The following is a 24,676-nucleotide window of genomic DNA, read 5'->3' on the forward strand; positions in this document are numbered from 1 at the left end:
AGGTCCATGGCGACCCTGCTGTACCGGCTCGGCCGGGCATCTCTGCGCCGACGGCGACTCGTCGCCGTCATCTGGCTCGTCGTACTCGTCGGCCTCGGCCTGGCCGCGGCCACGCTGCGGGGCCCGACGGCGAGCAACTTCACCATGCCGGGCACCGAGTCGCAGAAGGCGATCGACCTGCTCGCCGACCGCTTCCCGGCCGCCAGCGGCGCCACCGGCACGATCGCGATCAAGGCGCCACAGGACGGCGCCCTCACCACGCCCGCCGGTCAGGCGGTGGTCAAGCAGGTCACCGAGCAGGCGGCCACGCTGCCCGGCGTGGTCGGCGCGGTCGACCCGTACCAGGCACAGGCGCTCACCCCGGACGGCCGGTACGCGCTGATCCAGGTGCAGTTCGCCGGCGGTGCCGACGAGGTCACCGACGAGCAGCGCGACGCGTACGAGAAGGTCGGCGAGCAGGCCGAGGCGCAGGGCTGGCAGATCGCCCCCGGCGGCGAGGTGCTCAACGGTGAGCCGGAGGTCGGCTCGACCGAGGCGATCGGCGTGCTGGTCGCGGCGATCGTCCTGGTCATCACGTTCGGCTCGCTCGTGGCGGCCGGCATGACCATGCTGAACGCGCTGATCGGCGTGGGCGTCGGCATGGCCGGCCTGTACGCGCTCAGCGGCGCGATCGAGCTGACCAGCACCGCGCCCATCCTGGCGCTCATGCTCGGCCTCGCGGTCGGCATCGACTACTCGCTGTTCATCACCTCCCGGCACCGGCAGAACCTGCTCGACGGGCACTCCCCCGAGGAGGCGGTCGGCCGCGCGGTCGGCACCGCCGGCTCGGCGGTGGTCTTCGCCGGCGCCACGGTGGTGGTGGCGCTCGCCGGCCTGGCCGTGGTGGGCATCCCGTTCCTCACCGTGATGGGCCTGGCCGCCGCCGGTACCGTGACCATTGCCGTGCTGGTGGCGATCACGCTGGCCCCGGCGCTGCTCGGCTTCGCCGGCAACAAGGTGCTGCCGCGCAAGCTGCGTGACCGCAAGGCGGTCGAGGACCCGGCCACCGGCTCGGAGGACCGCTCCGGCTTCGGCTTCCGCTGGGCGAACTGGGTCACCAGGTTCCGCATCCCGGTCATCCTGGTCGGGCTGCTCGGCCTCGGCCTGCTCGCGATCCCGGCCCAGGACATGCGCCTGGCGCTGCCGGACGCCTCCGCCGCCGCCGAGGGCACCCCGGCCCGGGTCAGCAGCGACCTGATCCGGGAGGGCTTCGGCCCCGGCTTCACCGGCCGGCTCGCGGTCGTCGTGACCGCCGACTCGCCGCAGGACACCCAGGCCGCGCTTCCGCAGGTCACCGCGCTGATCCAGAAGACCGACGGGGTGCTCGCGGTGGCCCCGCCGCAGGTCGACCCGTCGGGGCGTACCGCGCTGCTCGGCGTGATCCCGGAGACCGGGCCGACCGACGAGGCCACCGAGACGGTCGTGCACGACATCCGCAAGCAGGTCGCCGGCATCCAGAACGCCGACGTGCTGCTCACCGGCGTCACAGCGGTCGGCATCGACGTGTCCGAGAAGCTCTCCGACGCGCTGCCGGTCTACCTGCTGCTGGTGGTGGGCCTGTCGATCCTGCTGCTGATGCTGGTGTTCCGGTCGATCCTGGTGCCGGTCAAGGCGGCGCTCGGCTTCCTGCTCACCGTGGCGGCCACGTTCGGCATCACCGTCGCGGTGTTCCAGCAGGGCCACCTGGCCGACCTGGTCGGCCTGGACACCCCGGCCCCGCTGGTCAGCTTCCTGCCCATCCTGCTGATCGGCATCCTGTTCGGCCTGGCCATGGACTACGAGGTCTTCCTGGTCTCCCGGATGCGCGAGGACTTCGTGCACGGCGACACCGCGCAGCAGGCCACCATCAACGGCATGGGGCACGGCGCCCGGGTGGTCACCGCCGCCGCGCTCATCATGATCTCGGTGTTCGGCGGCTTCGTCTTCCTGGAGGACCCGATCATCAAGTCGATGGGCTTCGCGCTCGCGATCGGTGTCGCCATCGACGCGTTCGTGGTCCGGATGACCATCGTGCCGGCGGTCATGTCGCTGCTGAACAACGCGGCCTGGTGGCTGCCGCGCTGGCTCAACAAGATCCTGCCGAACGTGGACGTCGAGGGTGAGGGGCTGCGCGCCCACCTCGCCGACAAGCAGCACGCCCAGGTGTGAGCCGTACCGGGTGGGGTCCGACGGGACCCCACCCGGTCACACGCCCGCCGGGTACGTCTCCATCTCACCCGGCGTCACGTGCGCCGGCAGCGGGTGCAGCGCCGTGGTCTCGTCGCACCAGATGAGCGCGTCGTAGCGCTCGCCGAGCCGGGTCGGCACGTAGTTGCCCCAGGACTCGAAGCTCGGGTCGTACACCACCCCGATGGCCCGGTGGTCCGCCTCGCCGGTCACCCACTCCGGCTGGTCGTCGCCGCCGAACACCAGCACCGCCCGGTCCGGCATCAGCTCGTGCAGCCGGTGCTCCACCGAGCCCTCCCGGGCCGGCGGCACCACCATCGCCTCGGCCGGGGAACCCCAGCGCGGTGCGGCTATCACGCTGCCGCGCCAACTGCCGAAGCCGACGAGCGCCACCGCGTCCCGGCCGTGCCGTTCCCGGCCGAGCTGCCCGATGTTGACCATCCCGTCCGCCGCCATGTCGGTGGCCCGGGCGTCGCCGACGTGCGTGTTGTGCGCCCACACGATGCCCCGCGAACCCGGCCCGTACCGGTCGAGCAGCCGGTCGAGCGTGTCGGCCATGTGGGTGTCCCGCACGTTCCACGACTCGGGGCCGCCGCCGACCATGGCCCGGTAGTACCGCTCCGCGCCGGCCACCACCTCCGCGTTCTGCCAGGCCGAGAAGCGGTCCGGGCCGTCCGCGGCGGCCTGTTCCCGGGTACGCGCCAGCAGCCGGACCACCTCCTCCTCGCACCGGGCGGAGACGAACCGGCTGGCCATGCCGTACTCCTCGACGCGCTTGCCGTACGGCTCGAAGCAGCGGTACGCCTCCTGGGCGGCCTCCAGCGAGGCCGGATCCTCCTCGCCCAGGTAGTCGAAGATGGCCTGCATCGACTCCCAGAGGGAATACACGTCCAGCCCGTGGAAGCCGGCCCGCTCTCCCTCCGGGCGTTCCAGGTTCCACGCCCGCAACCAGCGGCAGAAGCGGGCCACCTCGGCGTTCGCCCACATCCAGGTGGGCCAGCGTTCGAACCGTTCCAGTGCGGCCAGCGGATCGGCCGACCCTCCGGGGGCGCCCACCACCGACCGGTGCACCCGGTCGCAGTCCGGCCAGTCCCCCTCCACCGCCACGAAGTCGAAACCCTGTTCGGCGATGAGCCGCCGGGTCAACTGCTCCCGCAGCCGGTAGTAGTCGTAGCTGCCGTGCGTCGCCTCGCCGATCATCACCACCCGGGCGTCCCGCACGCGGTCCAGCAAGGGGTCGAAGTCGCTCGGCGCGCCGAGCCGCTGTACCAGCATGTTCGCGGCTACCCCGGCCCTGCCGGGACAAACCGCGGCCCGGGCGCGGCGGGGGGCATGCCGACGGGCCCAGTGGGTAGCCGGGCGGCATGACCGTCACCGGCGCGCAGTTGCAGGAGTTCCTGGCCGGGCTGGACTACCCGGTCTCCCGGGAGGACCTGGTCCGCTGGGGTCAGGAGAACGGTGCCAGCACCGAGGCGCTGCAGGCGCTACGGGCCCTGCCGGCCGAGGAGTTCCAGTCCCCCACCGAACTGGGCGAGGCGATCGTCACGCTCGCCGGCGCCTGACGGCAGGTGTTAAGAAGGGGCCCCTCCTCTACCGGAGGCGTTAATAAGGGGCCCTTCCTTACAGGTCGACGGTGCGGCCCTGCGCCCGGGCGGTCTGCGCGGCGTCCAGCACCGCCACCACCTCGCGGCCGAACCGCACGTCGCACCGGTGGTCGCGGGTGCCCGCGTCGACCTCCTCCAGAAGCTGGTCGAGCGCGGCGCCGAACGCCTGGAGCACGCTGCCGTCGCCGGGCGGGACGGTCTCGGTGCCGTTCTCGCCGAAGAAGACGAAGTCCCGGGTGACCGCCTCGGACGGCGCGTCCAGGGTGAGCGACAGCGAGCTGGTCGCGCCGCCGTCGTGGGTGAGCAGCAGGTGCACCAGCCCGCTCGGGCCGTCCATCGCGGCGACCCGGGTGACCCGGCCGAGCACCGGCAGGATCAGCGACAACGCGTGCGGGCCGATGTCCCAGAGCGCGCCGCGCTCCCGCCGCCAGGTCGAGTCGCCGTACGGGTTCCCCGGCTGGAAGATCGACGCGAACATGGTGGCGCGGGCGTGCTGCCAGCCGCCGGCCGCCGCGGTCGAGGCGAGGAACCCGGTGACGTTCGGGTGGAAGCGCTGCGTGAAGAAGACCACCGAGGCGACACCGGACGCCTGGGCCGCGTCGACCACCCGGTCGGCGCCGGCGAGGTCGAGCGCCAGCGGCTTGTCCAGCAGCAGGTGCCGCCCGGCGGTGGCGGCCCGGACGGCGATGTCGGCCTGCACGTCCGGCGGGAGCGCCACGGCGATCGCGTCGGCGGCGTCGATCAGCGCGTCGACGTCGGTGAACGCCGGTACGCCGTGCCGGGTGGCCAGTTCCTCCGCCTTGGCGGGGTTGCGCCCCCACACGCCCGCGAGCCGGGCCCGCGGATGCGCCTCGATGGCCGCCGCGTGCGTCTGCGCCGCCCAGTAACCCGTGCCGAACAACCCGAACCGCACCCGGACCCCCTGCCGTCGACGTCCGCCACCGGCGCACGCCGGGACCGTGATCCACGCTAGTCCTCCCGCCCGTCCGGCGCGCCTCGACCCGGCGGGCGGGCAGCTACTACACCGGTTAGTAGGCTGTGCCGGTGAACGACACTGTGTCGACGACCGCCGCGGCGGCCGCCGGATCCCCGGTGGACGGGCCGCTCGCCACGGTCGCGATCGTGATCTCGCTGGCGGTCGCGCTCTGGGCCCTGGTGGCTGCGGTACGCCACCGGCCGCCGGACCGGATCCAGTTCGTCGGGCTGGCCGTGCTGGAGGTGGCGTTGCTCGCGCTGACCGTGGTGGCGCTCGTCGCGCTCGGCGGCGGGGAGCGTCCGGGCGAGCCCGGCGCGTTCTTCGGCTACCTGGCGACGCTCGTCTGCCTGCCGCCGCTGGCCTGGGTGCTGGCCCGGATGGAGCCGACCCGCTGGGGCTCGGGCATCGTCTGCGCGATCTGCCTGGTCACGCCCGTGGTGGCGGTACGGCTCCAGCAGACCTGGGAGGCAGTCGGTGGCTGAGACCACGACCGAGCAACGCGCCACCAACCGCGGTCCGGGCCGGCTGCTGATCGCTGTCTACATCGTCTTCGCCATCGCCGCGACCTCGCGGGCCGGCTTGCAGATCGCCACGAAGTTCGACGAGGCGCCGGTGGCGTACCTGCTGTCCGCGGTGGCGGCGCTGATCTACATCGTGGCGGCGGTCGGGCTGGCCCGGGCCGGGCACGCCGGCCGCCGGGTCGCGCTGGCCTGCTGCGCCGTCGAACTGGTCGGCGTGCTCGGCGTCGGCGTGCTGAGCATCGCCGACAGGGAGCTGTTCCCGGACGAGACGGTCTGGTCCGGCTTCGGCAGCGGCTACGGATACGTGCCGCTGGTGCTGCCGGTGCTCGGCCTGTTCTGGCTCTGGCGCACGCGGCGCGACCCCGCCTGAGCGGGATCGCGCCGGGAAGGGCCGGGCCCGGTCAGTCCTTCGGGCCGCCGGCGACGTAGATGACCTGGCCGGACACGAAGGACGCGCCCTCGCCGACCAGGAACGAGATGGTGTGCGCGACGTCCTCCGGGCGGCCGGGGCGGCGTACCGGGATCTCGGCGGCGGCGTGCTTCTTGAGATCGTCGAAGTCCACCTTCATCCGGGCCGCGGTGGCGGCGGTCATGTCGGTGACGATGAAGCCCGGCGCGACCGCGTTGACTGTGACCCCGAACGGGCCCAGCTCGATCGCGAGCGTCTTGGTGAAGCCCTGGAGGCCGGCCTTGGCGGCCGAGTAGTTCGCCTGGCCCCGGTTGCCGAGCGCGGAGGTGCTGGACAGGTTGACGATCCGGCCCCACTTCGCCTCGACCATGTGCTTCTGGGCCGCCTGGCTGAACAGGAACGCCCCGCGCAGGTGCACGCCCATGACCGTGTCCCAGTCGCCCTCGGTCATCTTGAACAGCAGGTTGTCCCGCAGCACACCCGCGTTGTTGACGAGCACGGTCGGGGCGCCCAGTTCGGCGGCGATCCGCTCCACGGCGGCCTCGACCTGGGCCCGGTCGGACACGTCGGCGCCGACGCCGAGCGCCCGGCCGCCGGCCGAGCCGATGGCGTCCACCGTCTCCTTGGTGGCGGACTCGTCGATGTCGACCACGGCGACGGCCATGCCGTCGGCCGCCAGCCGGCGGGCGGTCGCCGCCCCGATGCCGCGCGCGGCTCCGGTCACGATGGCGACGCGGGGCTCCTCCGACATGCTTACCTCCCGGTAACTTGTGGCTCGATCGAAGGAGCTTAACCCGCCGGTACGCCGCGCCTACCGCTCGTGGCCCCGGCGGAGGCGGATCCACCGGTAGCCGTACCCGCCGAGCTTGAGCCGGTCGAGCTTGCCCACGTCCTCGTAGTTGCGGTCGCTCAGCACGTCGATGGGCAGGTCCGCCTCCGGCGCCAGCGTGCTCAGGTCCACCTCGACGTCTTCAGTGCCGAGGTTGTGCAGGAAGACCATCGTCCCGGTACGCCCGTCGGCGCGGTGCGCGAGCACGCCCGGCGGCATCACCACGTCGATGTGGGTGGTGCTGCCCGAGCCGGTCTCCGGCGCCTCCCGCAGCGTCCGGATCATCCGCTCGAACCAGCCGAGCAGCGACCGCGGGTCCTTGCGCTGGGCGGTGACGTTGACCTTCTGGTAGCCGTATTCACCCTTGTCGATGACCGGGCGGACCAGCTTCTCCGGCTCGGCGGTGGAGAAGCCGGCGTTGTCGGCGTAGGACCACTGCATCGGGGTACGGATCGCGTCGCGTCCGTCCAGCGACAGGTCCTCCCCCATCCCGATCTCCTCGCCGTAGCGCAGCACCGGCGTGCCGCGCAGCGAGAACTGGAGCGAATACGCCAGCTCGATGTGCCGGCGGTCGTTGCCGAGCATGGGCGCCAGCCGGCGGCGGATGCCCCGGCCGTAGAGCTGCATGTTCTCGTCCGGCCCGAACTTCGCCAGCACGTCGTTGCGCTGGTCGGCGGTGAGCTTCGACAGGTCGATCTCGTCGTGGTTGCGCAGGAACGTCGCCCACTGGCCGCCGGTGGGCAGCTTCGGGGTGTCGCGCAGCGCCTCGATGATCACCTCCGGGTCCTCCCGGGCCAGCGCGAGCATCAGGCGGCCGTTGAGCATGAAGTCGAAGAGCATGTGGATCCGGTTGCCCGAGCCGCTGCCGTCGCCGAAGTAGACGGGCAACTCGTCCGGCTCGACGTTCGCCTCGGCCAGCAGGACCGCGTCACCGCGCCGCCACTGCACGTGCTGCCGCAGGTCGGTGAGGAAGTCGAAGTCCTTCGGTGAGTTCGGGTTGCCCGGCTCGGTGCGCTCGATGATGAACGGCGCCGCGTCCATCCGGAAGCCGGAGACGCCGAGCTGGAGCCAGAACGACGTGATCTTCTTGATCTCCGCGCGGACCTTCGGGTTCTCGATGTTCAGGTCCGGCTGGAACTTGTAGAAGCGGTGGTAGAACCACGCCTTGGCGGTCCGGTCGTAGGTCCACGTCTCGTGCTGCTCGCCCGGGAAGACCATGCCCTGGTGGCGGTCGGCCGGCTCGTGGTCGGCCCAGACGTACCAGTCCCGGTACGGCGAGTCGGGCGAGGACCGGGCGGACTGGAACCACGGGTGCTGGTCCGAGGTGTGGTTGACCACCAGGTCGATGATCACCCGGATGCCCCTGTTGCTCGCCTGGTGCAGCAACTCGGCGAAGTCGCCGAGCGTGCCCAGGCGCGGGTCGACGTTGTAGAAGTCGGTCGCGTCGTACCCGTCGTCCTCATTCGGCGAGGGATGGATCGGGTTCAGCCAGAGACACGTCACCCCGAGCCGGGCCAGGTAGTCCAGGCGCCCGATCAGGCCCTGGAAGTCACCCACCCCGTCGCCGTCGGAGTCCGCGAAAGTGTCGACGTCGAGGCAGTAGACGACCGCCTCCTGATACCACCTGTCACCCATGCGAGGACTACTTCTCCGAACGCGCGCGGCGGCAAACCCGGTACGGTGCTCCGATGAGCGAGGAGGCTTACGACTGGTCCGCCGGCACCTGGCTGAACCCGCCCGAGCGGGCCGAGCCGGACGGTCGCGGCCTGCTTGTCGAGCCGCGCGGCGGCAGCGACTTCTGGCGGCGCACCAGCTACGGCTTCGTGCACGACGACGGCTCGGCGTTGCTCGCTCCGTTTCCGGTGGGCAGCGCCGTGGAGGTGTCGTTCCGGCTCGACTACTCCGTCCAGTTCGACCAGGCCGGCGTGCTGGTGCGGGTGGACGAGCGGCGGTGGACCAAGGCCGGGGTCGAGGTGAGCGACGGCGCCCCGCAGGTCGGCGCCGTGGTCACCGACGAGTTCTCCGACTGGTCGGTGGCGCCGGTGCCGCAGTGGTCCGGCCGGGAGGTGACGGTCCGGGTGAGCCGGGCCGGCGACGCGCTGACCGTCCGGGCCCGGTGCGACGACGAGCCGTGGCGGCTGGTCCGCGTCGCCCCGCTCGACCCGTCGGCGCAGGCGTCGGCCGGGCCGTACTGCTGCTCGCCCAGCCGGGGCGGCCTGCTGGTCCGCTTCACCGGCTGGCGGCGGGGTCCGGCGGACGCCGCGCTGCACCCGGAGGGCTGAGTCACAGGTGTGACGGCCGCCTGTCCGGGTAACACCTTCGGATCTCCGGCTCTCGCGTGGAAGGACCGACATGGCCCTGGCCCAGGACGTCGACCCGAACCAGTTCACCGGGCTGACCGGCTGGGTGGCGAGTGTGATCGACTCGCTCGGCGCGGTCGGTGTGGCGTTCCTGGTGGCGCTGGAGAGCATCATCCCGCCGATCCCGAGCGAGATCGTGCTGGCGATGGCCGGCTACCTGGCCGCCGAGGGCCGGTTCAACCTGGTGCTCATCGTGGTCGCCGCGACTGTCGGCTCGCTGATCGGCGCGCTGGTGCTCTACTGGCTCGGCGCGGCGCTCGGCGAGGAGCGGCTCAAGCGCTGGCTGGACCACATCCCGCTGGTCGACCTGGAGGATCTGGAGAAGGCCGACCGCTGGTTCGAGCGGCACGGCCGGTGGGCGGTGCTGATCGGCCGGGTGGTGCCGGTGGTCCGCAGCCTGGTGTCGATCCCGGCCGGCGCGAACCGGATGCCGCTCGGCGAGTTCGTCCTGCTCACCACGCTCGGCAGCGGGGTGTGGAACGCCCTGATCGTCGGTGCCGGCTACGTCCTCGGTTCGCGCTGGGAGGACGTCGACAGGTACAGCCAGTGGTTCAACTACGCGATCTTCGCCGTCTTCGGTTTCATGATCGTGAGCTGGGCGGTGAAGAAGGTGCGCCGGCGGCGCGCCCGGCAGTCGGTGACCACCGGGCGCTGACCGCTGCGCGGGCTCAGAAGCCTGCGGTGATGCCGGTGAACTCCCAGGTGTTCTGCGCGATGCCGGAACAGTTGGCGACCACGCCGCCACCCGGGCAGGGCCGGTCCCGGTTGACCGACCAGAACGTGAACCGCGCCAGACCGCGCGCCTTGGCCCAGTCGCGGATCTGCGTCCAGGTGGCCGGCGAGGTCAGTTCCTGCTGGTCGGAGAGGCCGTTCATCCCGGACAGGCCCATGTGCGCGTACGCGGTGGCGTCCGACCAGCCGAACGCGTTGCGCAGCGCGGTCTTCAGGCCCTCGGCCGCGTTCACCGTGTTCTGGTACATGTTCGCGCCGCCGCCGAAGTCGAACGGCATGATGGTGAACACGTCGATCCCGGCGCCCTTGGCCGCCGCCTGGTTGATCAGCCGGGTGCCGTAGTACGACGGCCCGGTGGTCGAGGTGCCGAACGTGATGATCGTCTTGATTCCCGGGTTGTTCTGCTTGACGATCTTCAGGGCGTCCAGGATGCGGTCCTGCACCACCTCGTTCTCGAACTCGTCGCTGTTCTCGATGTCGATGTCGATGGCCTTCAGCCCGTACGCGTTGATGACCTGCTGGTACGCGCCGGCCAGCGCGGCGGCGGACGAGCAGTTCGGGCCGAGCTTGTTGCCGCTCCACCCGCCGAAGGACGGGATGACGTCGCCGCCGGCCGCCTTGATCGCGGCGATGGTGGCGGCGTGCGTGCCGCCGGTCAGCGGGCCGTTGCCGTCCCAGGCCGGGGTGCAGCCGCCGCCGGAGAGCACGAACGCGATGGTGAACCACTTGATCCCGGTCGCGCCCATGACTGTGGACGGCGCGGGCGGGTCGCCCCAGCCCGGGTAGAGGTAGGGGGCGGCGGCCATCGCGCCCCCGCCGCCACCGGTGCAGCCGCTGGTGGTGGCCGCGACCGCCGCCGACTTCGCCGACTCGCCGCTGCCGTTGTAGGCGGTCACCGTGTAGCTGTGCCCGCTGCACGCGGCCAGCCCGGAGACGGTGGCCGAGGTGCCGGTGACGGTGGCCTTGACCGTGCTGCCCTCGTACACCCGGTAACCGGTGACGGTGCCGGAGACCGCGTTCCAGGCGAGCGAGACCGACGACGCGGTGGTGCCGGTGACCCGCAGCCCGCCCGGCGTGGCCGGTGCGCCCGGGTTGCCGGGGTTGCCGCCGCCGGCGCAGGAGCCGCCGTTGACTGTGCAGTTCACCGGGTCGCCGGTGCCGCTGACGACGAAGCCGAAGCTGGTGCTGGCGCCGGGGGCGAGCGCGCCGTTCCAGGACTGGTTGACGGCGGTGACGTGCTGACCGGAGGTGGTCAGCCGGGCGTCCCAGAACGAGCCGAGCGTGCTGCCGGTGGGCAGGTCGAACTGGACGTTCCACGAGGAGATGGCGGCGGAGCTGTCGTTTGTGACTGTGAACCGGGCCTCGTACCCGCTGCTCCAGCTGGAGGTGCGGACGAAGGCCGCGGTGGCGGCGGAGGCGGGCGGCGCGGCCAGCAGGGCACCGGCGACCACGGCGGTGGTCAGCGCGGCGGCGAGCGTCGCCAGGCGGGGGCGGAGTCTCACGGCGTCCTCCAGGGGACGGGCGGGGGGTGGAGAGGGATTCACAACCGTCGACGTGCGCCTATTATTAAGAGTGTTAACTGTTTCTGTCCAGCGCCGGTTCGACGCGACCCGGGCCGGAGCCCGGGTCGCGTCCCGACCGGGCTCAGCGGCGGAAGGTGAACCAGTTGACGTTGACGAAGTCGGACGGCTGGCCGCTGCTGAACGTCAGGTAGACGGTGTGCCGGCCGGTCACCGCGCTGACGTTGCCCGGCACCGAGCGCCAGGTCTGCCAGCCGCCGGTGTTGCCGATCGCGAAACTGCCGATCGGCGGCGCGGTCGGGCTGTCCACCCGGACCTCCACCAGCCCGCTCACCCCGGACGCCGCGCCGGAGGCCACCCGGGCCACGAAGTCGCGCGGCGGCGTGGAGCCGAAGTCGACGTTGTCGTAGCGGGCCCAGTCGCCGTTGGCGAGCCAGCCGATGTCCTGCCCACCCTCGGCGCACGTCTCCACCTGCACGCCGTTCTGCGCGTTGAACGACTCGGCCTGGATGGTGGCGTACGCGTCGCGCACCCCGCCCGGCGGCGGCGTGGTCGGGGTCGGCGACGGATTGCTCCCGCCACCCCGGGTGTAGACGGCCACGTAGTCGACGAGCATCGACCGGCCCGACACGGTCGAGGCGGTGGGCGTCGCCGACCCGGCCACGCCGTCCGGGAAGCCGCCGCCCATCGCCACGTTGAGCAGCAGGAAGTAGCCGGCGTGGTTGGTCATCTGACTCCAGTACGGCTCACCGATCTGGTTCTGCCCGACGGTGTGGAAGAGCTGGCCGTCGACGTACCAGCGCAGTTGCTGCGGGCTGACCGAGGCGTCCCACTCGAACCGGTAGGTGTGGAACGCCGACTGGCAGGTGCTGCCCGGGCAGGCCCGGGACGCGCCGATGCCGTTGAACTCCCCGCACGGGCCGCCCGGCGCGACGCCGCAGTGCAGCACGCCCCAGACCGAGTTGATCCCGTTGACGTTCTCCATCACGTCGAACTCGCCGATGCCCGGCCAGTTCTGGTAGTTGCCCCGGTACGGCGAGCCGAGCGCCCAGAACGCCGGCCAGTACCCGGACGCCGCCGCGCCTGTGACGTTCGGCATCTGGATCCGGCCTTCCAGGGCCAGCACGCCGCCCGACGGCGCCTTGAAGTTCGAACGCACCGTCTCGATCCGGGCCGAGGTCCAGCGGCCGGCCGAGTCGCGCAGCGGCGTGATGCGCAGGTTGCCCGAGCCGTCGTGGGCCAGATTGGCGGTGCTGGAGGTGTAGGTCTGGATCTCGCCGGTGCCCCAGTTGGCCGGTCCACCCGGGTAGCTGGTGCCGGTGTCGATGATCCAGTTGGCGGACGAGGGCAGCGTGCCGGCCGAGCCGGTGAAGTCGTCGCTCCACACCAGGCTCCAGCCGGACGGAGTCGGCGGCACCGCCGCCTGGGCGGTCATCGAGACGCCCGCGAGCGCGGTGGTGAGCGCCAGCACGCCCGCGGCGAGGGCGAGGCGGCGGCGTGCTCGGGGCACGGTGGCGGAGGCGGCCGGAGCCGCCGGGATCGGGTTCATTCGGGGTGCCTCTCTGCGGGGACGGGTCCGGGAGAGCGCTCTCTGACGCGATTTCTACGCCCCGCCCCCGCACTTGTCAACGCTTGTCGATGGCTGCCGCCGGCTGCGGGCGACGCAGCACCACCTGCTCCAGCGCGGTCCACGCCGTGGTGGTGACCAGATAGAGCACGGCCGCCAGCGGCACCACGAGCGCCACCAGCACCGTGCCGTACGGCAGCAGCGGCAGCAGCCGCCCGAGCACCGCCGCGCCCGGACCCTCGGCAGGCGTCCCGGCCACGGTGCCGGTGGCGGCCGCCGCCCGGCGCATCCGCCGCGACGACCACCAGGCCAGCGCGAGTAGCGCGGCCAGCAGCACCCCGAACACCAGCGGCACCGGGCCGGACAGCCCGTCGCCGAGGTGCCACCCCAGCGGTACGCCGGCGAGCCGCTCCCCCAGCAGTTCCGGCGCGCCGTCACCGGTGGCGAACACGCGGTACATGACCAGGAAGAACGGCGCCTGCAACAGTGCCGGCAGGCAGCCCGCGACCGGACTGGCCCCGGCGTTGCGGTAGAGCGCGAACACCTCGCTCTGCAGGCGGGCCGGATCGTCGGCGTACCGGCGCTGCAGTTCCCGTACCTCGGGGGCGAGCGCGGTGCGACGCCGCTCCCCGCGGACCTGGGCCACTGTCAGCGGCGAGATCAGCAGCCGGACGGCGGCGGTGAACAGGACGATGGCGGCGGCTGTCGCGGCACCGCCGGTGAGCGGGGCCAGTACGTCGGCGAGCCAGGTGACGACGGTGGCCGCGGCCGAGGCCGCGGAGTGCAACGGTGCGAAGGCGAGCATGGGTGGACCCCTCGGTGACGATTCCGGGTGTCCCGGGCGGCGACGTGCCGCGTGGCGAGACGGATGACGACGGAATCGGCCGCGAAAGCCGGGCACAGGTGCCGGCGACCCGCCGACGCGGATCGGAAGGTGGCTACGCGGCCGAGGGGCGCAGGCCGGGTGCGCGGGGGCGCGGACGCCCCGGCGCGTTCGGGTCGACCTGCCGGGGCACCCCGCGACGGCGGGCGCGGGCCCGCAGCGCGGCGGCGAACCGGGTGCCGGGCGGCGCGGGCAGCGCGCGGACCCGCAACGCGAGCAGGGTGGCCAGCAGCAGCGCGGCGGCGACGGCCGCGCCGGCGAGCAGCCCGGCCGGCCGATCCGCGAACAGGGCGAGGGTGTACGCCCACGTCCCCGTCAGCACCGCCAGCATCGCCGCCACGCGACCACGGTAGCCCGCCGTGTCACGCCCTGCTGCCCCCTGCGCGCACACCGGCGGCGCGTGGCCCGAACGGGCGAACCGGCACCGACACGCCGTCCGGCGCGTTTCCCGGCACGGACACGGTGGGTAACAGGGCCTCGACCACGCGGCACGGTGCCGTGGACGGTCCAGAGAGACGGTGGTGACGATGAGCGGCTCAGTGGCGGAGCGGGAACGGAGCGCCGAGACCGGCGGGACCGACCTGCTGACAGTCGGCGTCGAGGAGGAGTTCCTGCTCGCCGACCCGCACACCGGGACCGCCGTACCCGCCGTCGACCTGGTGATGGAGCAGGTTCCGGCCGAGCTACGGGGTCAGGTGGAGCGCGAGTTCCAGACCAGCCAGATCGAGATCGGCAGCCCGCCCGGGCTCGAACTCTCCTCGATCCGGCACTCGCTGTCGATGCTGCGCGCCGAGCTGGCCGACGCGGCCGAGCGGGCCGGCGTACGGCTGCTCGCGATCGGCACCGGACCGGTCGACGGGCCGGTGCCGCCGGTGGTGGACAAGCCCCGCTTCGACCGGATGATCGAGCGGTTCCGGCTCCTGGTGCCCGGTCCCGGCAACAACGGCATGCACGTGCACGTCGGCATCCCCGACCCGGACACCGGCGTGCAGGTGCTCAACCACGTCCGGCCGTGGCTGCCGATCCTGCAGGCGGTCACCGCGAACTCCCCGTTCTCCCGCAGTGAGGACACCGGGTACGCGAGCTGGCGCTCGGTCGAGTGGGAACGCTGGCCGTCGGTCGCGCCCACCCCGTACCTGGAGTCGCACGAGCACTACGAGCGGCTGATCCGGCAGCTCATCGCCAGCGGCGTGATGCTGGACGAGGGAATGCTCTACTGGTACGCCCGGCTCTCCGCCAAGTACCCGACCGTGGAGATCAGGATCGGCGACGTCTGCCCGACAGTGGACGACGCGGTGCTCGTCGCCGCGCTGGTCCGCGCGCTCGTGGCGACCGCGCTCACCGACATCGCCGCCGGCCGTCCCGCCGTCAACACCGACCACCACCTGCTCGTCGCGGCGCACTGGCGGGCCGCCCACGACGGGCTGGAGGGCGAGGGCGTCGACCTCACCGACGGTGAGCTGCGCCCGGCCTGGGAGCTGCTGGACCGGCTGGTCGACCGGCTGCGCCCGGAACTGGAGCGGCACGGCGACCTGGACCGGGTGACCGACCTGCTGGGCGGGCTGCGCCGGCACGGCAGCGGAGCGGCCCGGCAGCGGGCGGTGTTCGCGCGTACCGGACGGCTCGTCGACGTGGTCACGGACGTGGCACGCCAGACCCGTGGCTGAGCGGCCGCACGGCCGTGGCCCGGCGTGACAGGATGGGCGGCGTGGCGGAGCGCATGATCGTCATCGGCGGCGACGCCGCCGGTATGTCGGCGGCGTCGCAGGCGCGTCGCCGCCGCGACCGGACCGACCTGGAGATCATCGCGTTCGAGCGCGGGCACTTCACCTCCTACTCGGCCTGCGGCATCCCCTACTGGGTGAGCGGCCTGGTGGAGGACCGGGACGAGCTGGTCGCCCGCGACCCGGCGACGTTCCGCGACGAGTTCGGCATCGACGTCCGTACCCGGCACGAGGTCACCGCCGTCGACCTGGACCGCCGCGAGGTGATCGTGCGGGACCTGGACGGCGGCGGCGAGGTCCGCGCCGGTTTCGACACCCTGGTGTACGCCACCGGCGCGTCCCCCGTGCAGCCGGACTGGGCGCGCGACGACGTGGCCGGGGTGTTCGGCGTGCAGACGCTGGACGACGGCGCGGCGCTCATCGACTGGCTCGAAGGCGAGCCCCCGCCCCGGCACGCGGTGGTGGTCGGCGGCGGCTACGTCGGCGTCGAGATGGCCGAGGCGCTCGTGCAGCGCGGGCTCTCGGTTCAACTTCTGGAGCAGGCCGACCAGCCCATGTCGGCTGTGGACCCGGACATGGGCGAGCTGGTGGCCGAGGCGATGCGCGCCACCGGCATCGGCGTCCGCACCGGCCTCACCGTCACCGGGCTGCAGGAACGGGACGGCCGGATCTCCGCCGTGGTCACCGACGAGGGGCCGATCCCGGCGGACGTCGTGGTGCTGGGTCTCGGGGTACGCCCCAACACCGCGCTCGCCGAGGCCGCCGGCCTGCCGATCGGCCCCTCCGGCGGGGTCCGGACGGACCGCCGGATGCGGGTGCCGGGCGTGCCCGGCGTCTGGGCGGCCGGTGACTGCGTGGAGTCGCTGCACCGGGTCAGCGGCATGCCGGTGCACATCCCGCTCGGCACACACGCCAACAAGCAGGGCCGGGTCGCCGGCATCAACATCGGCGGCGGGTACGCCACCTTCCCCGGCGTGATCGGCACCGCCGTGACCAAGGTCTGCGATCTGGAGGTAGGCCGGACCGGGTTGCGCGAGCGGGACGCGCTGGAGGCCGGCTTCGAGTTCGTCACAGTGCTGGCGCAGTCGACGAACCGGGCCGGCTACTACCCCGGCTCCCGGCCGATGACCGTCAAGCTGCTCGCCGAGCGGCCCAGCGGGCGGTTGCTCGGGGCGCAGATCGTCGGCTGGTCCGAGGCGGCCAAGCGGATCGACGCGCTCGCCGTGGCGCTGTGGAACGGCATGACAGTGGACGAGATGACAGCGCTCGACCTGGGGTACGCGCCGCCGTACGCCCCGGTGTGGGACCCGGTGCTGATCGCCGCCCGCAAGGCCGTCGACGCCCTCGCCGCTGTGTAAGGAAGGGCCCCCTCTTAACGCCTCCGGTAGAGGAAGGGCCCCTTCTTAACACCTGGATTTGTCGGTGCCCGGCGTTAGCGTGTGCGCGTTGCCGGTCCGGCACTTCCCCTCGGAGGTATATCCAGATGTCCCAGGAGACGACCTACCTCGAACTGTCCGAAGTGGACGGTGGAGCGCACAAGTTCTACGAGGTGGTGGTCGACGACACCGCGATGACCGTGCGCTACGGACGCATCGGCGACCAGGGCCAGGTGAAGACGAGCACCTACCCGGACAACGCCCGCGCCCGCGCCGCCGCCGCGAAGAAGATCGGCGAGAAGGTCCGCAAGGGGTACGCCCCGGCGGTGCGCGGCGTACGCCAGAAGCGGACGGTCTCGCGCCGGCAGATCGTCAGCACCCGCTCCACCGCCCGCACCGCGCCGGTCCTCTGGCGGTACGCCTCGGGCGCCCCCGCCTTCGGCATCTTCGTCGACGACCGGCACTGCATGGTCGGCAACGAGCACGGCGTGATCACCACGCTCGACCACGACGCCCGGCTGGTCAACCAGGTCCGGCTCCCCGACGGGGTGAAGTGCATCGTCGCCGACGACGCCTGGGTCTACGCCGGCTGCGACGACGGCAACGTCTACGACCTGTCCGGCAAGGTGCCCCGCGCGGCGTACGCGATCGCGCCCGAAATCGACATCTACTGGCTGGACATCCACGACGGCGTGCTGGGCGTGTCCGATCGCGACGGCGGCATCTCGGCGGTCGACCACGAGGACGAGTTCCTCTGGCGCCGGCCGGGGCGAGGCCGGTCCGCGTGGATGGTGCGCTGCGACGCCGACGCGATCTACCACGGCCACTCGCAGGGGGTCACCGGCTACGACTGGCGTACCGGGCGTGAACTGTGGCACACCGGCACCGGGGCGGTCCTCTTCGGCTGGCAGGAGCGGGATGCCGTGTTCGCCGGCACCGGCACCCGCGAGGTGGTCCGCCTGCGTAAGGACGGCCGGGCCGAGCAGACGTACCGCTGCGACGCCGCGGTCTTCTCCTGCGCCACCGCCGAGGGCGGCCGGTACGTGTTCGCGGGCGACAGCGCGTCCTCGATCTACTGCTTCGACCAGGCCGGCAACCGGCTGTGGAAGCTCGGCACCGGCTGCGGCTCGGCGTACTCGATGCAGTACCACGACAACCGGCTCTACGTGGTCACCACGAGCGGTCACCTGGCCTGCATCGACGCGAGCGAGGCGGCGATCCGGGCGGCCGAGGCCGGCAGCGTCCCGGACGTGGTCGACGTCAAGGCGCCGGCCCGGCTGCCCGAGCCGGCCGCCTGGACGTCGGTCGAGGTGACCACCGACGACCGCGACGGCGTGCTGGTGCAGTGCGTCGAGCAGGGCGGCCGGCTGCGCGTCCACGTCCTGGCCGACGGCTACCGGCGGGACTGGCCGGTGCAGTTCCCCAAGGGCATCCGCGAGCCGGGCGCGCGCTTCCTGGTCACTGAGATCCGCGAGTCCGGCCGAGGCGGCTTCTACCGGGCGTACGGGGACATCCGCCGGCTGCGATGAGCCGGCGGCCGGGTCGGAGGGCGGGTCGGCCGGGAGCCTCGGCCGACCGTCCCGGCGAATCGACAGGCCGACGGGGCAGCCGGCAACGCATCGACGGAGTACGGTACCGACAGGAAAACTCTCCGTTACGGGTCGACCTCGGAAGGGGCACCGACATGCGAGTGTGGCGCATGGCCGCGACGGCTCTTCTCCTGCTGCCCGGCGGTGTCCTCGTCGCCGCGCCGCCCGCAACCGCCACGCCCTCCGCAACCGCCACGCCCTCCCCTGCGGCCGCGGCGGACCAGACGCCACCGGTGCTGGTGGACGTCACGGTCTCACCCGACGCGGTCTCCGTCTCGGGCGTCGACCTGGTGCCGGTGACGGTGACGGTGCACCTGACCGACGACACCGGCGTCGTCGAGGCCTCCGAGATGGACGGCGGCTCCCTGCCCTACGTCGGTCTGCGCCTCGTCGGCACGGACCGCACCGACGGCGCCGAGTTGTCGCTCACCGCCGGCACCCCGCAGGACGGCACCTGGAGCGCGACGATCCACGTGCCGTCGACCTGGAACGGCACCTGGGAGGTCCACCGTCTGGTGGCGACGGACGCCGCCTGGAACCGGCTCGACGTCGACCCGCCCGCCTCGGCGGACACCAGGCTGGAGGTCACCGGCACACACCGGCCCGCGGTCACCATGCGTCTCACCCCGAACCCGCTGGTCGGTGACGGACCGCTGACCGTGGCGGGACGGTTCTACTACGAGGACACCGGCGAGGGCATCGGTAACCAGCCCATCTTCTTCGGCACCGACAACCTCTGCGTTGAATATCACAGCGAGCCCAACGGCACCACCAAGGCCGACGGCACGTTCTCCCGGACCTATCCGAAGGGCGACAGCTACCTCAAGTGCGTCGGCATCACCCGTCCGTCCAACTCGAGGGTCGCACCGTCCTACATCGTCGTCACGGCAGACCATCCCCGGGTGAAGCCGACAGTCACGGCGAAAGCGAACCGCACCACCGTCACGCCCGGCACCACAGTCACCATCACCGGCGTGGTGAAGCCCGACGCCGGCTGGAACATCGAACTACAGCAGCTCCAGGGCAGGACGTGGCGGAAGGTGGCCGGCGACCTGACGAGCGGAGACCGCGGCGCGTACCGCATCACCATCACGCCGAAGACACCCGGCACCTTGCGCTACCGCGTAGTCGTCCCGAGTGAAGACCCGGCGACGGTCGGCGTGTCCGAGGTGGTCACCGTACGCGTGTCGACACCCGGCAGCGAGCCCTCGCCGGGCGGTGGCGGAGGCGGTGGCACCGTCGGAGGCGGAGGCACCGGAGGGCTGCCGATCACCGGTCCCGCCACCGCGCCGCTGGTGACCGGCGGCGTGGCTCTCCTGATCGTCGGCGCCGGTCTGATGCTGCTGGCCCGCCGGCGCCGGCCGATCTCAACCCCGGACGGGCGGTAGACCAACGGCCGGTAGGCCGGGCAGAACGACCCGTCCCGGACGGGCGGAAGGCCGGACAAACGACCCATCCCGGCGGGCGGAAGGCCGGACAGGCGGAAGCCCGGACAGGCGGAAGCCCGGGCATGCGACCGTCCCGGGCGGGCGGTAGGCCGGACAGGCGGAAGGCCGGGCATGACGACTTCCCCGGCCCGGCTCCCCGGCGCCGAGTCCCACCGCCGCCGGTCCGCAAGCTAGCGAAGGATCTCGGCATCGACTCAGCCAGCGCGGCACGGCCAGCACCCCACCCCGCCCGCACGCCGCACGCCGCACCCCGCACCGGAACCCTGCACACCTGCCAGTTGATCAAGGAGTTTGCGGCGAATTCCTGGTGTTCCGGTGACGCGAACTCCTTGGTCAACACCGGTACCGAGTGGTGCCCGCAGGCCGACAGCCGCGGCCCAGCTTGATCAACACCAGCTCGCCGAGGTGGTCGCATCAGCGGCTCCGCGACACCACCATCTCGCCGAGCTGGTGGTGATCATGGGCGATGATGCCGCCACCTCGGCGAGGTGGTGGGAGGCGCGCCCACCTGGGCGAGGTCCTCGCCCGCCGGTGAGCAGCCGGCGTTCCCTGATCGGGCCGGGCGGCGCCGAGGGCCTCGCTCGGCCAGGATGGCCGGATGCGGTGTGACATTCCCGAGAGCCTGCGCTGGGTCGAGCGGACGGAGACCGGGCGGGCGTGGCTCGCGGAGCTGCCGGACCGGCTCGCCGCGTGCGTCGCGCGGTGGGAACTGACGATCGGACAGCCGTTCGGGTACGCGTTCGCGTCCCTCGCGCTGCCCGCGACGCTGCCCGACGGGACGCGGGCGGTGCTGAAGCTCCAGTACCCGGACGACGACAGCCGCCACGAGGCCACCGCGTTGGCGCACTGGGACGGCCGGGGCGCGATCCGGCTGCTCGCCCACGATCCCGGCCGGCGCGCGTTGCTGGTCGAGCGCTGCGACCCGGGCACCCCGCTGTACGGCCTGCCGCCCGACGCCGCGCTGGACGTGGCGGTCGAGCTGCTGCCCCGCCTCGGGGTGCCGGCCGGGCCGCCGTTCACTCCGCTCGCCGAGGAGGCGGCCGGCTGGGCGGAGCGGATGCCGGGCAACTGGCGGCGGGCAAACCACCCGTACGAGCGGCGGCTGCTCGACGCCGCGCTCGGGCTGCTCGCCGACCTGGCGCCGAGCCAGGGTGAGCAGGTGCTTGTGAACCAGGACCTGCACGCCGGCAACATCCTGGCGGCCGGGCGCGATCCGTGGCTGGTGATCGACCCGAAACCGCTGGTCGGCGAGCGGGAGTTCGCGGTGGTGCCGCTGGTTCGCGGCGCGGAGCTGGGTCATTCCCCGGCGGCGGTCCGGCACCGGCTCAACCGCCTCAGCGCCGAGCTGGGCCTGGACCGGGAGCGGGTACGCGGCTGGGCGATCGGCCAGACGGTGGCCTGGAGCATCGGCGGCGACCAGGTCTTCCCCGGCAACGTCGAGGCGGCCCGCTGGCTGCTCGACGAGATGTGACAGCGCCGCCGCCTGCAAGAGCCGCGGCACGCAAGAGCCGCGGCGAAGAGTCAGCCCGCCTGGCAGGTGGGGCACCAGTACAGGTTGCGCCCGGCCAGCGTGCCCCGGCTCACCTCGGTGCCGCAGACGTGGCAGGGTGCGCCGGGGCGGCGGTAGACGTACACCTCGCCGCCGTGCCGGTCGACGCGCGGCGCGCGGCCGGTGACCTCGGGCAGGTCGGCGTCGCGCACCGTGTCGATCCGGCCCCGCTCGACCGCGCGGGTCATCAGCGTCACCAGGTCCGCCCAGAGTTCGGCCCAGCCGGCCGCGCTCAGGTCGCGGCCCGCCAGCAGCGGCGGCAGGCCGGCCCGGAACAGCGCCTCGGTCACGAAGATCAGGCCGGTGCCGGCCACCACCGACTGGTCCAGCAGCAGCGCGGCGAGCGGGGTGGGGCTGCGCCGGATCCGCGCGTACGCCCGGTCGGGGTCGGCGTCGGCGCGCAGCGGGTCGGGTCCGAGCCGGTCGCGCAGCGCCACCACCTCGGGCGGGGTCAGCAGTTCGCAGGCGGTCGGGCCACGCAGCTCCAGCCAGTTCCGATCGCTGTGCAGGCGCAGCCGCACCTGCCCGACCGGGGCCGGCGGCTCCCCGGCCCCGTCGGCGAACTTCCCGTACAGCCCCAGGTGTACGTGCAGCGTCAGCTCGCCCGCGTAGTGGTGCAGCAGGTGTTTGCCGTACGCCTCGGTGCCGTCCAGGACGGTGCCGCTGAGGCGGGCCGCGCCCTCGGCGAAGCGCCCCTGCGGGCTGTCTGCGTGCACCTTGTCGCCCGCGAACAGCTCGGCGTGCCGGGCGGCGAGGCGGTGGATGGTGTGTCCCTCTGGCACAACGGTCAAGCGTAGCCAGCAGATCGCACCGCCGGCGACGTCGGGTCCTGGGACGACGTTGAATCGATGTCCGTCGACTGAAAGACTGGCGGCGGTAGCGCTCGGGAGCCAGTGCGAGCCGCTCGATCTCGCCGGAGGGACAAGCGCGGGGTGATGCGCCACCCCGGTGCCGGGCAGTCGTCTCCGGCGCTCCGCCGTGCCGCTACGGCGGCGACATCGCGGTCCACCACCACTCCGGCGCCGACCGCCCCCGGCGCCCCCAGCTCGGGAGAAACAGATGCTCCGTACGCTCGGCGCGGCACTGGCCGCCGCCCTCACCCTGACCGGCTGGGCCGCCTCGTCCGGCGTCGTCCGGTCGCCCGCCACCACGACGGTGACGCCCGCCGCGGCGGCGACGCCGACGCCCACGCCCACGTTCGCCTGCCCGCCGGCGCTGCCGGTCACCGGCCAGGTGACCGACGCGACCGCCAGCAGTCTCACCATCACCTACTGGATGGTGCTCAGCCCGCCCTGCGGCTACGACCCGCCGCTCCTCGTCAGCCTCTTCACCAGCCGCGAGGACGCCACCGCGTGGCGCGACCCGGTGGCCGAAGCCGTCACGGGGCCGGAGCGCCAGGGAAAGGTGACAGTCACCGGCCTGGCCCCCGACACCGACTACTGGTTCCGGTTCGGCGACACCCACGGCACACGGGATCCGTACGTGATCGGCGGACCGGCCCGGACGTCGGGAACCTGCTCCGCGACGGCCACGATCGACGCCAGCTGGGGCGGTGGCTTCGTCGCCACGGTCACCGTCCGCAACGACGGTACCGAGCCGACACCGGGCTGGCTCGTCTCCTGGCGGTGGTCGGGTGACGAGCGCATCCAGTCGGTCTGGGGCGGGGTGGCCGAGGGCGCCGGCCAGGACGCCGCGGTCCGCAACGCCTCCTGGAACGGGACGCTGCCGCCGGGTGGCTCGACGACGTTCGGCATGCTCGTGGCGGCCGGCGCGACGCCCGGCACCATCACGCCGAAGTGCGGCAGGTGACAGCCGTGCGAGGGACGACACGGTACGGCGGGAACGACCGGGCCGGTGGCAGAAGTCGCCTCCTGGCGGCAGGGCTGGCGCTCGCCGTGGCGCTCGCGGCGACGGTGCTGGGACCGGCGGCGGGCGCGCTGGCGGCTCCGGTGACAGTCACCAACGGCACCCAGTTCACCGACACCTCCGGCGCCGTGGTGCACGCCCACGGCGGCGGCGTCCTCAAGGTCGGCGACTACTACTACTGGTTCGGCGAGAACCGCAACCCGGACAACACGTTCCGGGCGGTCTCCGTCTACCGCTCGACGGACCTGCGCACCTGGGAGTTCCGCAACAACGTGCTCACCCAGTCGTCGGCGGCGGAACTAGGTGTGGCCAACATCGAACGGCCGAAGGTCATCTACAACGCCGCCACCGGCCGGTTCGTGATGTGGATGCACAAGGAGAACGGGTCCGACTACAACGAGGCGCGGGCGGCCGTCGCCTCATCGTCCACCGTGGACGGCAACTACACCTATCACGGCAGCTTCCGGCCGCTCGGGCAGCACATGTCCCGAGACATCACGCTCTACAACGACAACGGCACCGCGTACATGATCTCGGCCGCCGACGACAACTACGACCTGAACATCTACCGACTCACGTCGGACTACCTCAACGTGGCCACTCTGGTAGGCAACTTCTGGGACGGCGCGCACCGCGAGGCGCCGGCGATGTTCAAGCGGGGCAGCACCTACTTCCTGCTGACGTCGGGGGCGACGGGCTGGAGCCCGAACCAGGCCCGGTACGCCACCGCGCCGAGCATCTCGGGACCGTGGAGCGGCTGGACCGACGTGGGCAACGGCACCACGTTCAACTCGCAGCCGGCGTTCGTGCTGCCGGTCCAGGGCACCTCCGGCACCAGCTACCTCTATCTGGGTGACAGGTGGGCCGGAGCGTGGGGCGGCCCGGCCAACGACTCCCAGTACGTGTGGCTGCCGATCACCTTCCCGAGCGCCACCAGCATGAGCCTGACCTGGTACCCGTCGGTCACCATCGACGCGGCGGCGGGCACCGTCACCGGCAACTCGCCCGCGTACTACCGCGTCACGGCCCGGCACAGCGGCCGGGTGCTGGACGTGATCAACGGCTCCACGGCGAACAACGCCGAGGTCAAGCAGTGGAGCTGGAACGGCGGCGGGAACCAGAGGTGGGAGTTCCAGGACGCCGGCGGTGGCTGGTTCCGCCTCGTCAACGCCGCGAGCGGCAAGTGTCTCGACGTCGCCAACGCGAGCACCGCAGACGGCGCCAACATCATCCAGTACACCTGCGGCGGCGGCGCCAACCAGCAGTGGCAGTGGGCCGCGCGCGACGGCTGGTTCCAGCTGCGGGCCCGGCACAGCGGCAAGTGCCTGGACGTCGTAAACGCCGGCACCGGCGACGGCGCGGACGTCCAGCAGTACACCTGCGGTGCGGGCACCAACCAGCAGTGGTCACGCACCGTGTCCTGACCGGCGGCGATCTCCGCACGCTCCGGCCGGGTCGCCGGAGCGTGCGGAGCGACAGCGGGTGTCGATTTCGGCACACCTGGGTACTTCCTTCCCG

Annotated in this window: 22 protein-coding genes; 13 read left to right on the forward strand and 9 right to left on the reverse strand. The window is 72.5% G+C overall.

The window, feature by feature from the left end:
• Positions 1-6: 6 nt before the first annotated feature.
• A complete protein-coding gene (locus tag AMK25_RS13205) occupies positions 7-2,187 on the forward strand; it encodes an MMPL family transporter (protein ID WP_073828691.1) in 2,181 nt (726 codons plus the stop codon).
• A gap of 36 nt (positions 2,188-2,223) precedes the next feature.
• On the opposite strand, the gene AMK25_RS13210 is transcribed toward AMK25_RS13205, so the two are convergent.
• On the reverse strand, positions 2,224-3,480 hold the full coding sequence (locus AMK25_RS13210) for an erythromycin esterase family protein (protein WP_073828692.1): 1,257 nt from the start codon (positions 3,478-3,480) through the stop codon (positions 2,224-2,226).
• Positions 3,481-3,569: 89 nt separating this feature from the next.
• Between AMK25_RS13210 and AMK25_RS13215 the strand changes: the two genes are divergently transcribed.
• Entirely contained in the window at positions 3,570-3,767 is a 198-nt protein-coding gene (locus tag AMK25_RS13215) for a DUF2795 domain-containing protein (protein WP_073828693.1), read from the forward strand.
• A gap of 58 nt (positions 3,768-3,825) precedes the next feature.
• Here AMK25_RS13215 and AMK25_RS13220 read toward each other — a convergent pair whose 3' ends face one another.
• Positions 3,826-4,722, reverse strand: a complete 897-nt coding sequence (locus tag AMK25_RS13220; protein WP_073828694.1) for a Gfo/Idh/MocA family protein — start codon at positions 4,720-4,722, stop codon at positions 3,826-3,828.
• Positions 4,723-4,853: 131 nt separating this feature from the next.
• Here AMK25_RS13220 and AMK25_RS13225 point away from each other — a divergent pair, with 131 nt between their 5' ends.
• Positions 4,854-5,267, forward strand: a complete 414-nt coding sequence (locus tag AMK25_RS13225; RefSeq protein ID WP_083664740.1) for a hypothetical protein — start codon at positions 4,854-4,856, stop codon at positions 5,265-5,267.
• Positions 5,260-5,676, forward strand: coding sequence for a hypothetical protein (locus AMK25_RS13230; protein WP_073828696.1), 417 nt, complete (start codon positions 5,260-5,262; stop codon positions 5,674-5,676). Before AMK25_RS13225 ends, AMK25_RS13230 begins: the two co-directional genes overlap by 8 nt.
• A gap of 31 nt (positions 5,677-5,707) precedes the next feature.
• On the opposite strand, the gene fabG is transcribed toward AMK25_RS13230, so the two are convergent.
• Together fabG and AMK25_RS13240 are read right to left on the reverse strand one after the other, a co-directional pair.
• The gene (fabG, locus tag AMK25_RS13235) at positions 5,708-6,466 is read right to left on the reverse strand and encodes a 3-oxoacyl-ACP reductase FabG (protein ID WP_073828697.1); all 759 of its coding nucleotides are present in this window, start codon (positions 6,464-6,466) and stop codon (positions 5,708-5,710) included.
• 60 nt (positions 6,467-6,526) lie between these two features.
• The gene (locus AMK25_RS13240) at positions 6,527-8,179 is read right to left on the reverse strand and encodes an alpha-amylase family protein (RefSeq protein ID WP_073828698.1); all 1,653 of its coding nucleotides are present in this window, start codon (positions 8,177-8,179) and stop codon (positions 6,527-6,529) included.
• Between the two features lie 53 nt (positions 8,180-8,232).
• Here AMK25_RS13240 and AMK25_RS13245 point away from each other — a divergent pair, with 53 nt between their 5' ends.
• Positions 8,233-8,826, forward strand: a complete 594-nt coding sequence (locus AMK25_RS13245; protein WP_073828699.1) for a DUF1349 domain-containing protein — start codon at positions 8,233-8,235, stop codon at positions 8,824-8,826.
• 70 nt (positions 8,827-8,896) lie between these two features.
• On the forward strand, positions 8,897-9,559 hold the full coding sequence (locus AMK25_RS13250; protein ID WP_073828700.1) for a DedA family protein: 663 nt from the start codon (positions 8,897-8,899) through the stop codon (positions 9,557-9,559).
• A gap of 13 nt (positions 9,560-9,572) precedes the next feature.
• Here the strand turns inward: AMK25_RS13250 and AMK25_RS13255 are convergent, their stop codons facing one another.
• The 4 genes from AMK25_RS13255 to AMK25_RS13270 all read right to left on the reverse strand — a co-directional run bounded on the left by AMK25_RS13255 (position 9,573) and on the right by AMK25_RS13270 (position 13,937).
• Positions 9,573-11,138, reverse strand: a complete 1,566-nt coding sequence (locus AMK25_RS13255; RefSeq protein ID WP_073828701.1) for a cellulose binding domain-containing protein — start codon at positions 11,136-11,138, stop codon at positions 9,573-9,575.
• Positions 11,139-11,280: 142 nt separating this feature from the next.
• Entirely contained in the window at positions 11,281-12,705 is a 1,425-nt protein-coding gene (locus AMK25_RS13260; RefSeq protein ID WP_073828702.1) for a carbohydrate-binding protein, read from the reverse strand.
• Between the two features lie 76 nt (positions 12,706-12,781).
• Positions 12,782-13,528 (reverse strand): YidC/Oxa1 family membrane protein insertase, encoded by a 747-nt coding sequence (locus AMK25_RS13265; RefSeq protein ID WP_073828703.1) that lies wholly within the window; start codon positions 13,526-13,528, stop codon positions 12,782-12,784.
• Between the two features lie 133 nt (positions 13,529-13,661).
• Positions 13,662-13,937 (reverse strand): DUF6412 domain-containing protein, encoded by a 276-nt coding sequence (locus AMK25_RS13270; RefSeq protein ID WP_073829321.1) that lies wholly within the window; start codon positions 13,935-13,937, stop codon positions 13,662-13,664.
• A gap of 187 nt (positions 13,938-14,124) precedes the next feature.
• Here AMK25_RS13270 and AMK25_RS13275 point away from each other — a divergent pair, with 187 nt between their 5' ends.
• The 5 genes from AMK25_RS13275 to AMK25_RS13295 all read left to right on the forward strand — a co-directional run bounded on the left by AMK25_RS13275 (position 14,125) and on the right by AMK25_RS13295 (position 21,214).
• Positions 14,125-15,273, forward strand: coding sequence for a carboxylate-amine ligase (locus AMK25_RS13275; protein ID WP_073828704.1), 1,149 nt, complete (start codon positions 14,125-14,127; stop codon positions 15,271-15,273).
• 41 nt (positions 15,274-15,314) lie between these two features.
• Positions 15,315-16,688 (forward strand): FAD-dependent oxidoreductase, encoded by a 1,374-nt coding sequence (locus AMK25_RS13280; protein WP_073828705.1) that lies wholly within the window; start codon positions 15,315-15,317, stop codon positions 16,686-16,688.
• 125 nt (positions 16,689-16,813) lie between these two features.
• Positions 16,814-18,235 (forward strand): WGR domain-containing protein, encoded by a 1,422-nt coding sequence (locus AMK25_RS13285; RefSeq protein ID WP_073828706.1) that lies wholly within the window; start codon positions 16,814-16,816, stop codon positions 18,233-18,235.
• 155 nt (positions 18,236-18,390) lie between these two features.
• The gene (locus AMK25_RS13290; protein WP_143194730.1) at positions 18,391-19,683 is read left to right on the forward strand and encodes a hypothetical protein; all 1,293 of its coding nucleotides are present in this window, start codon (positions 18,391-18,393) and stop codon (positions 19,681-19,683) included.
• A gap of 658 nt (positions 19,684-20,341) precedes the next feature.
• On the forward strand, positions 20,342-21,214 hold the full coding sequence (locus AMK25_RS13295; RefSeq protein ID WP_073828708.1) for an aminoglycoside phosphotransferase family protein: 873 nt from the start codon (positions 20,342-20,344) through the stop codon (positions 21,212-21,214).
• Positions 21,215-21,264: 50 nt separating this feature from the next.
• On the opposite strand, the gene AMK25_RS13300 is transcribed toward AMK25_RS13295, so the two are convergent.
• Positions 21,265-22,074 carry an Fpg/Nei family DNA glycosylase gene (locus tag AMK25_RS13300; RefSeq protein ID WP_073828709.1) on the reverse strand — a complete coding sequence of 270 codons (810 nt, stop codon included), beginning with the start codon at positions 22,072-22,074 and terminating at the stop codon, positions 21,265-21,267.
• A 277-nt stretch (positions 22,075-22,351) separates the two neighbouring features.
• On the opposite strand from AMK25_RS13300, the gene AMK25_RS13305 reads away from it, so the two are divergent.
• A complete protein-coding gene (locus AMK25_RS13305) occupies positions 22,352-23,101 on the forward strand; it encodes a cellulose binding domain-containing protein (RefSeq protein ID WP_073828710.1) in 750 nt (249 codons plus the stop codon).
• A 5-nt stretch (positions 23,102-23,106) separates the two neighbouring features.
• On the forward strand, positions 23,107-24,582 hold the full coding sequence (locus AMK25_RS13310) for an RICIN domain-containing protein (RefSeq protein ID WP_073829322.1): 1,476 nt from the start codon (positions 23,107-23,109) through the stop codon (positions 24,580-24,582).
• Positions 24,583-24,676 lie beyond the last annotated feature (94 nt).

Origin of the sequence: Micromonospora sp. TSRI0369 (assembly GCF_001905625.1) — a bacterium.
GTDB classification, from domain to species: domain Bacteria; phylum Actinomycetota; class Actinomycetes; order Mycobacteriales; family Micromonosporaceae; genus Micromonospora; species Micromonospora echinospora_A.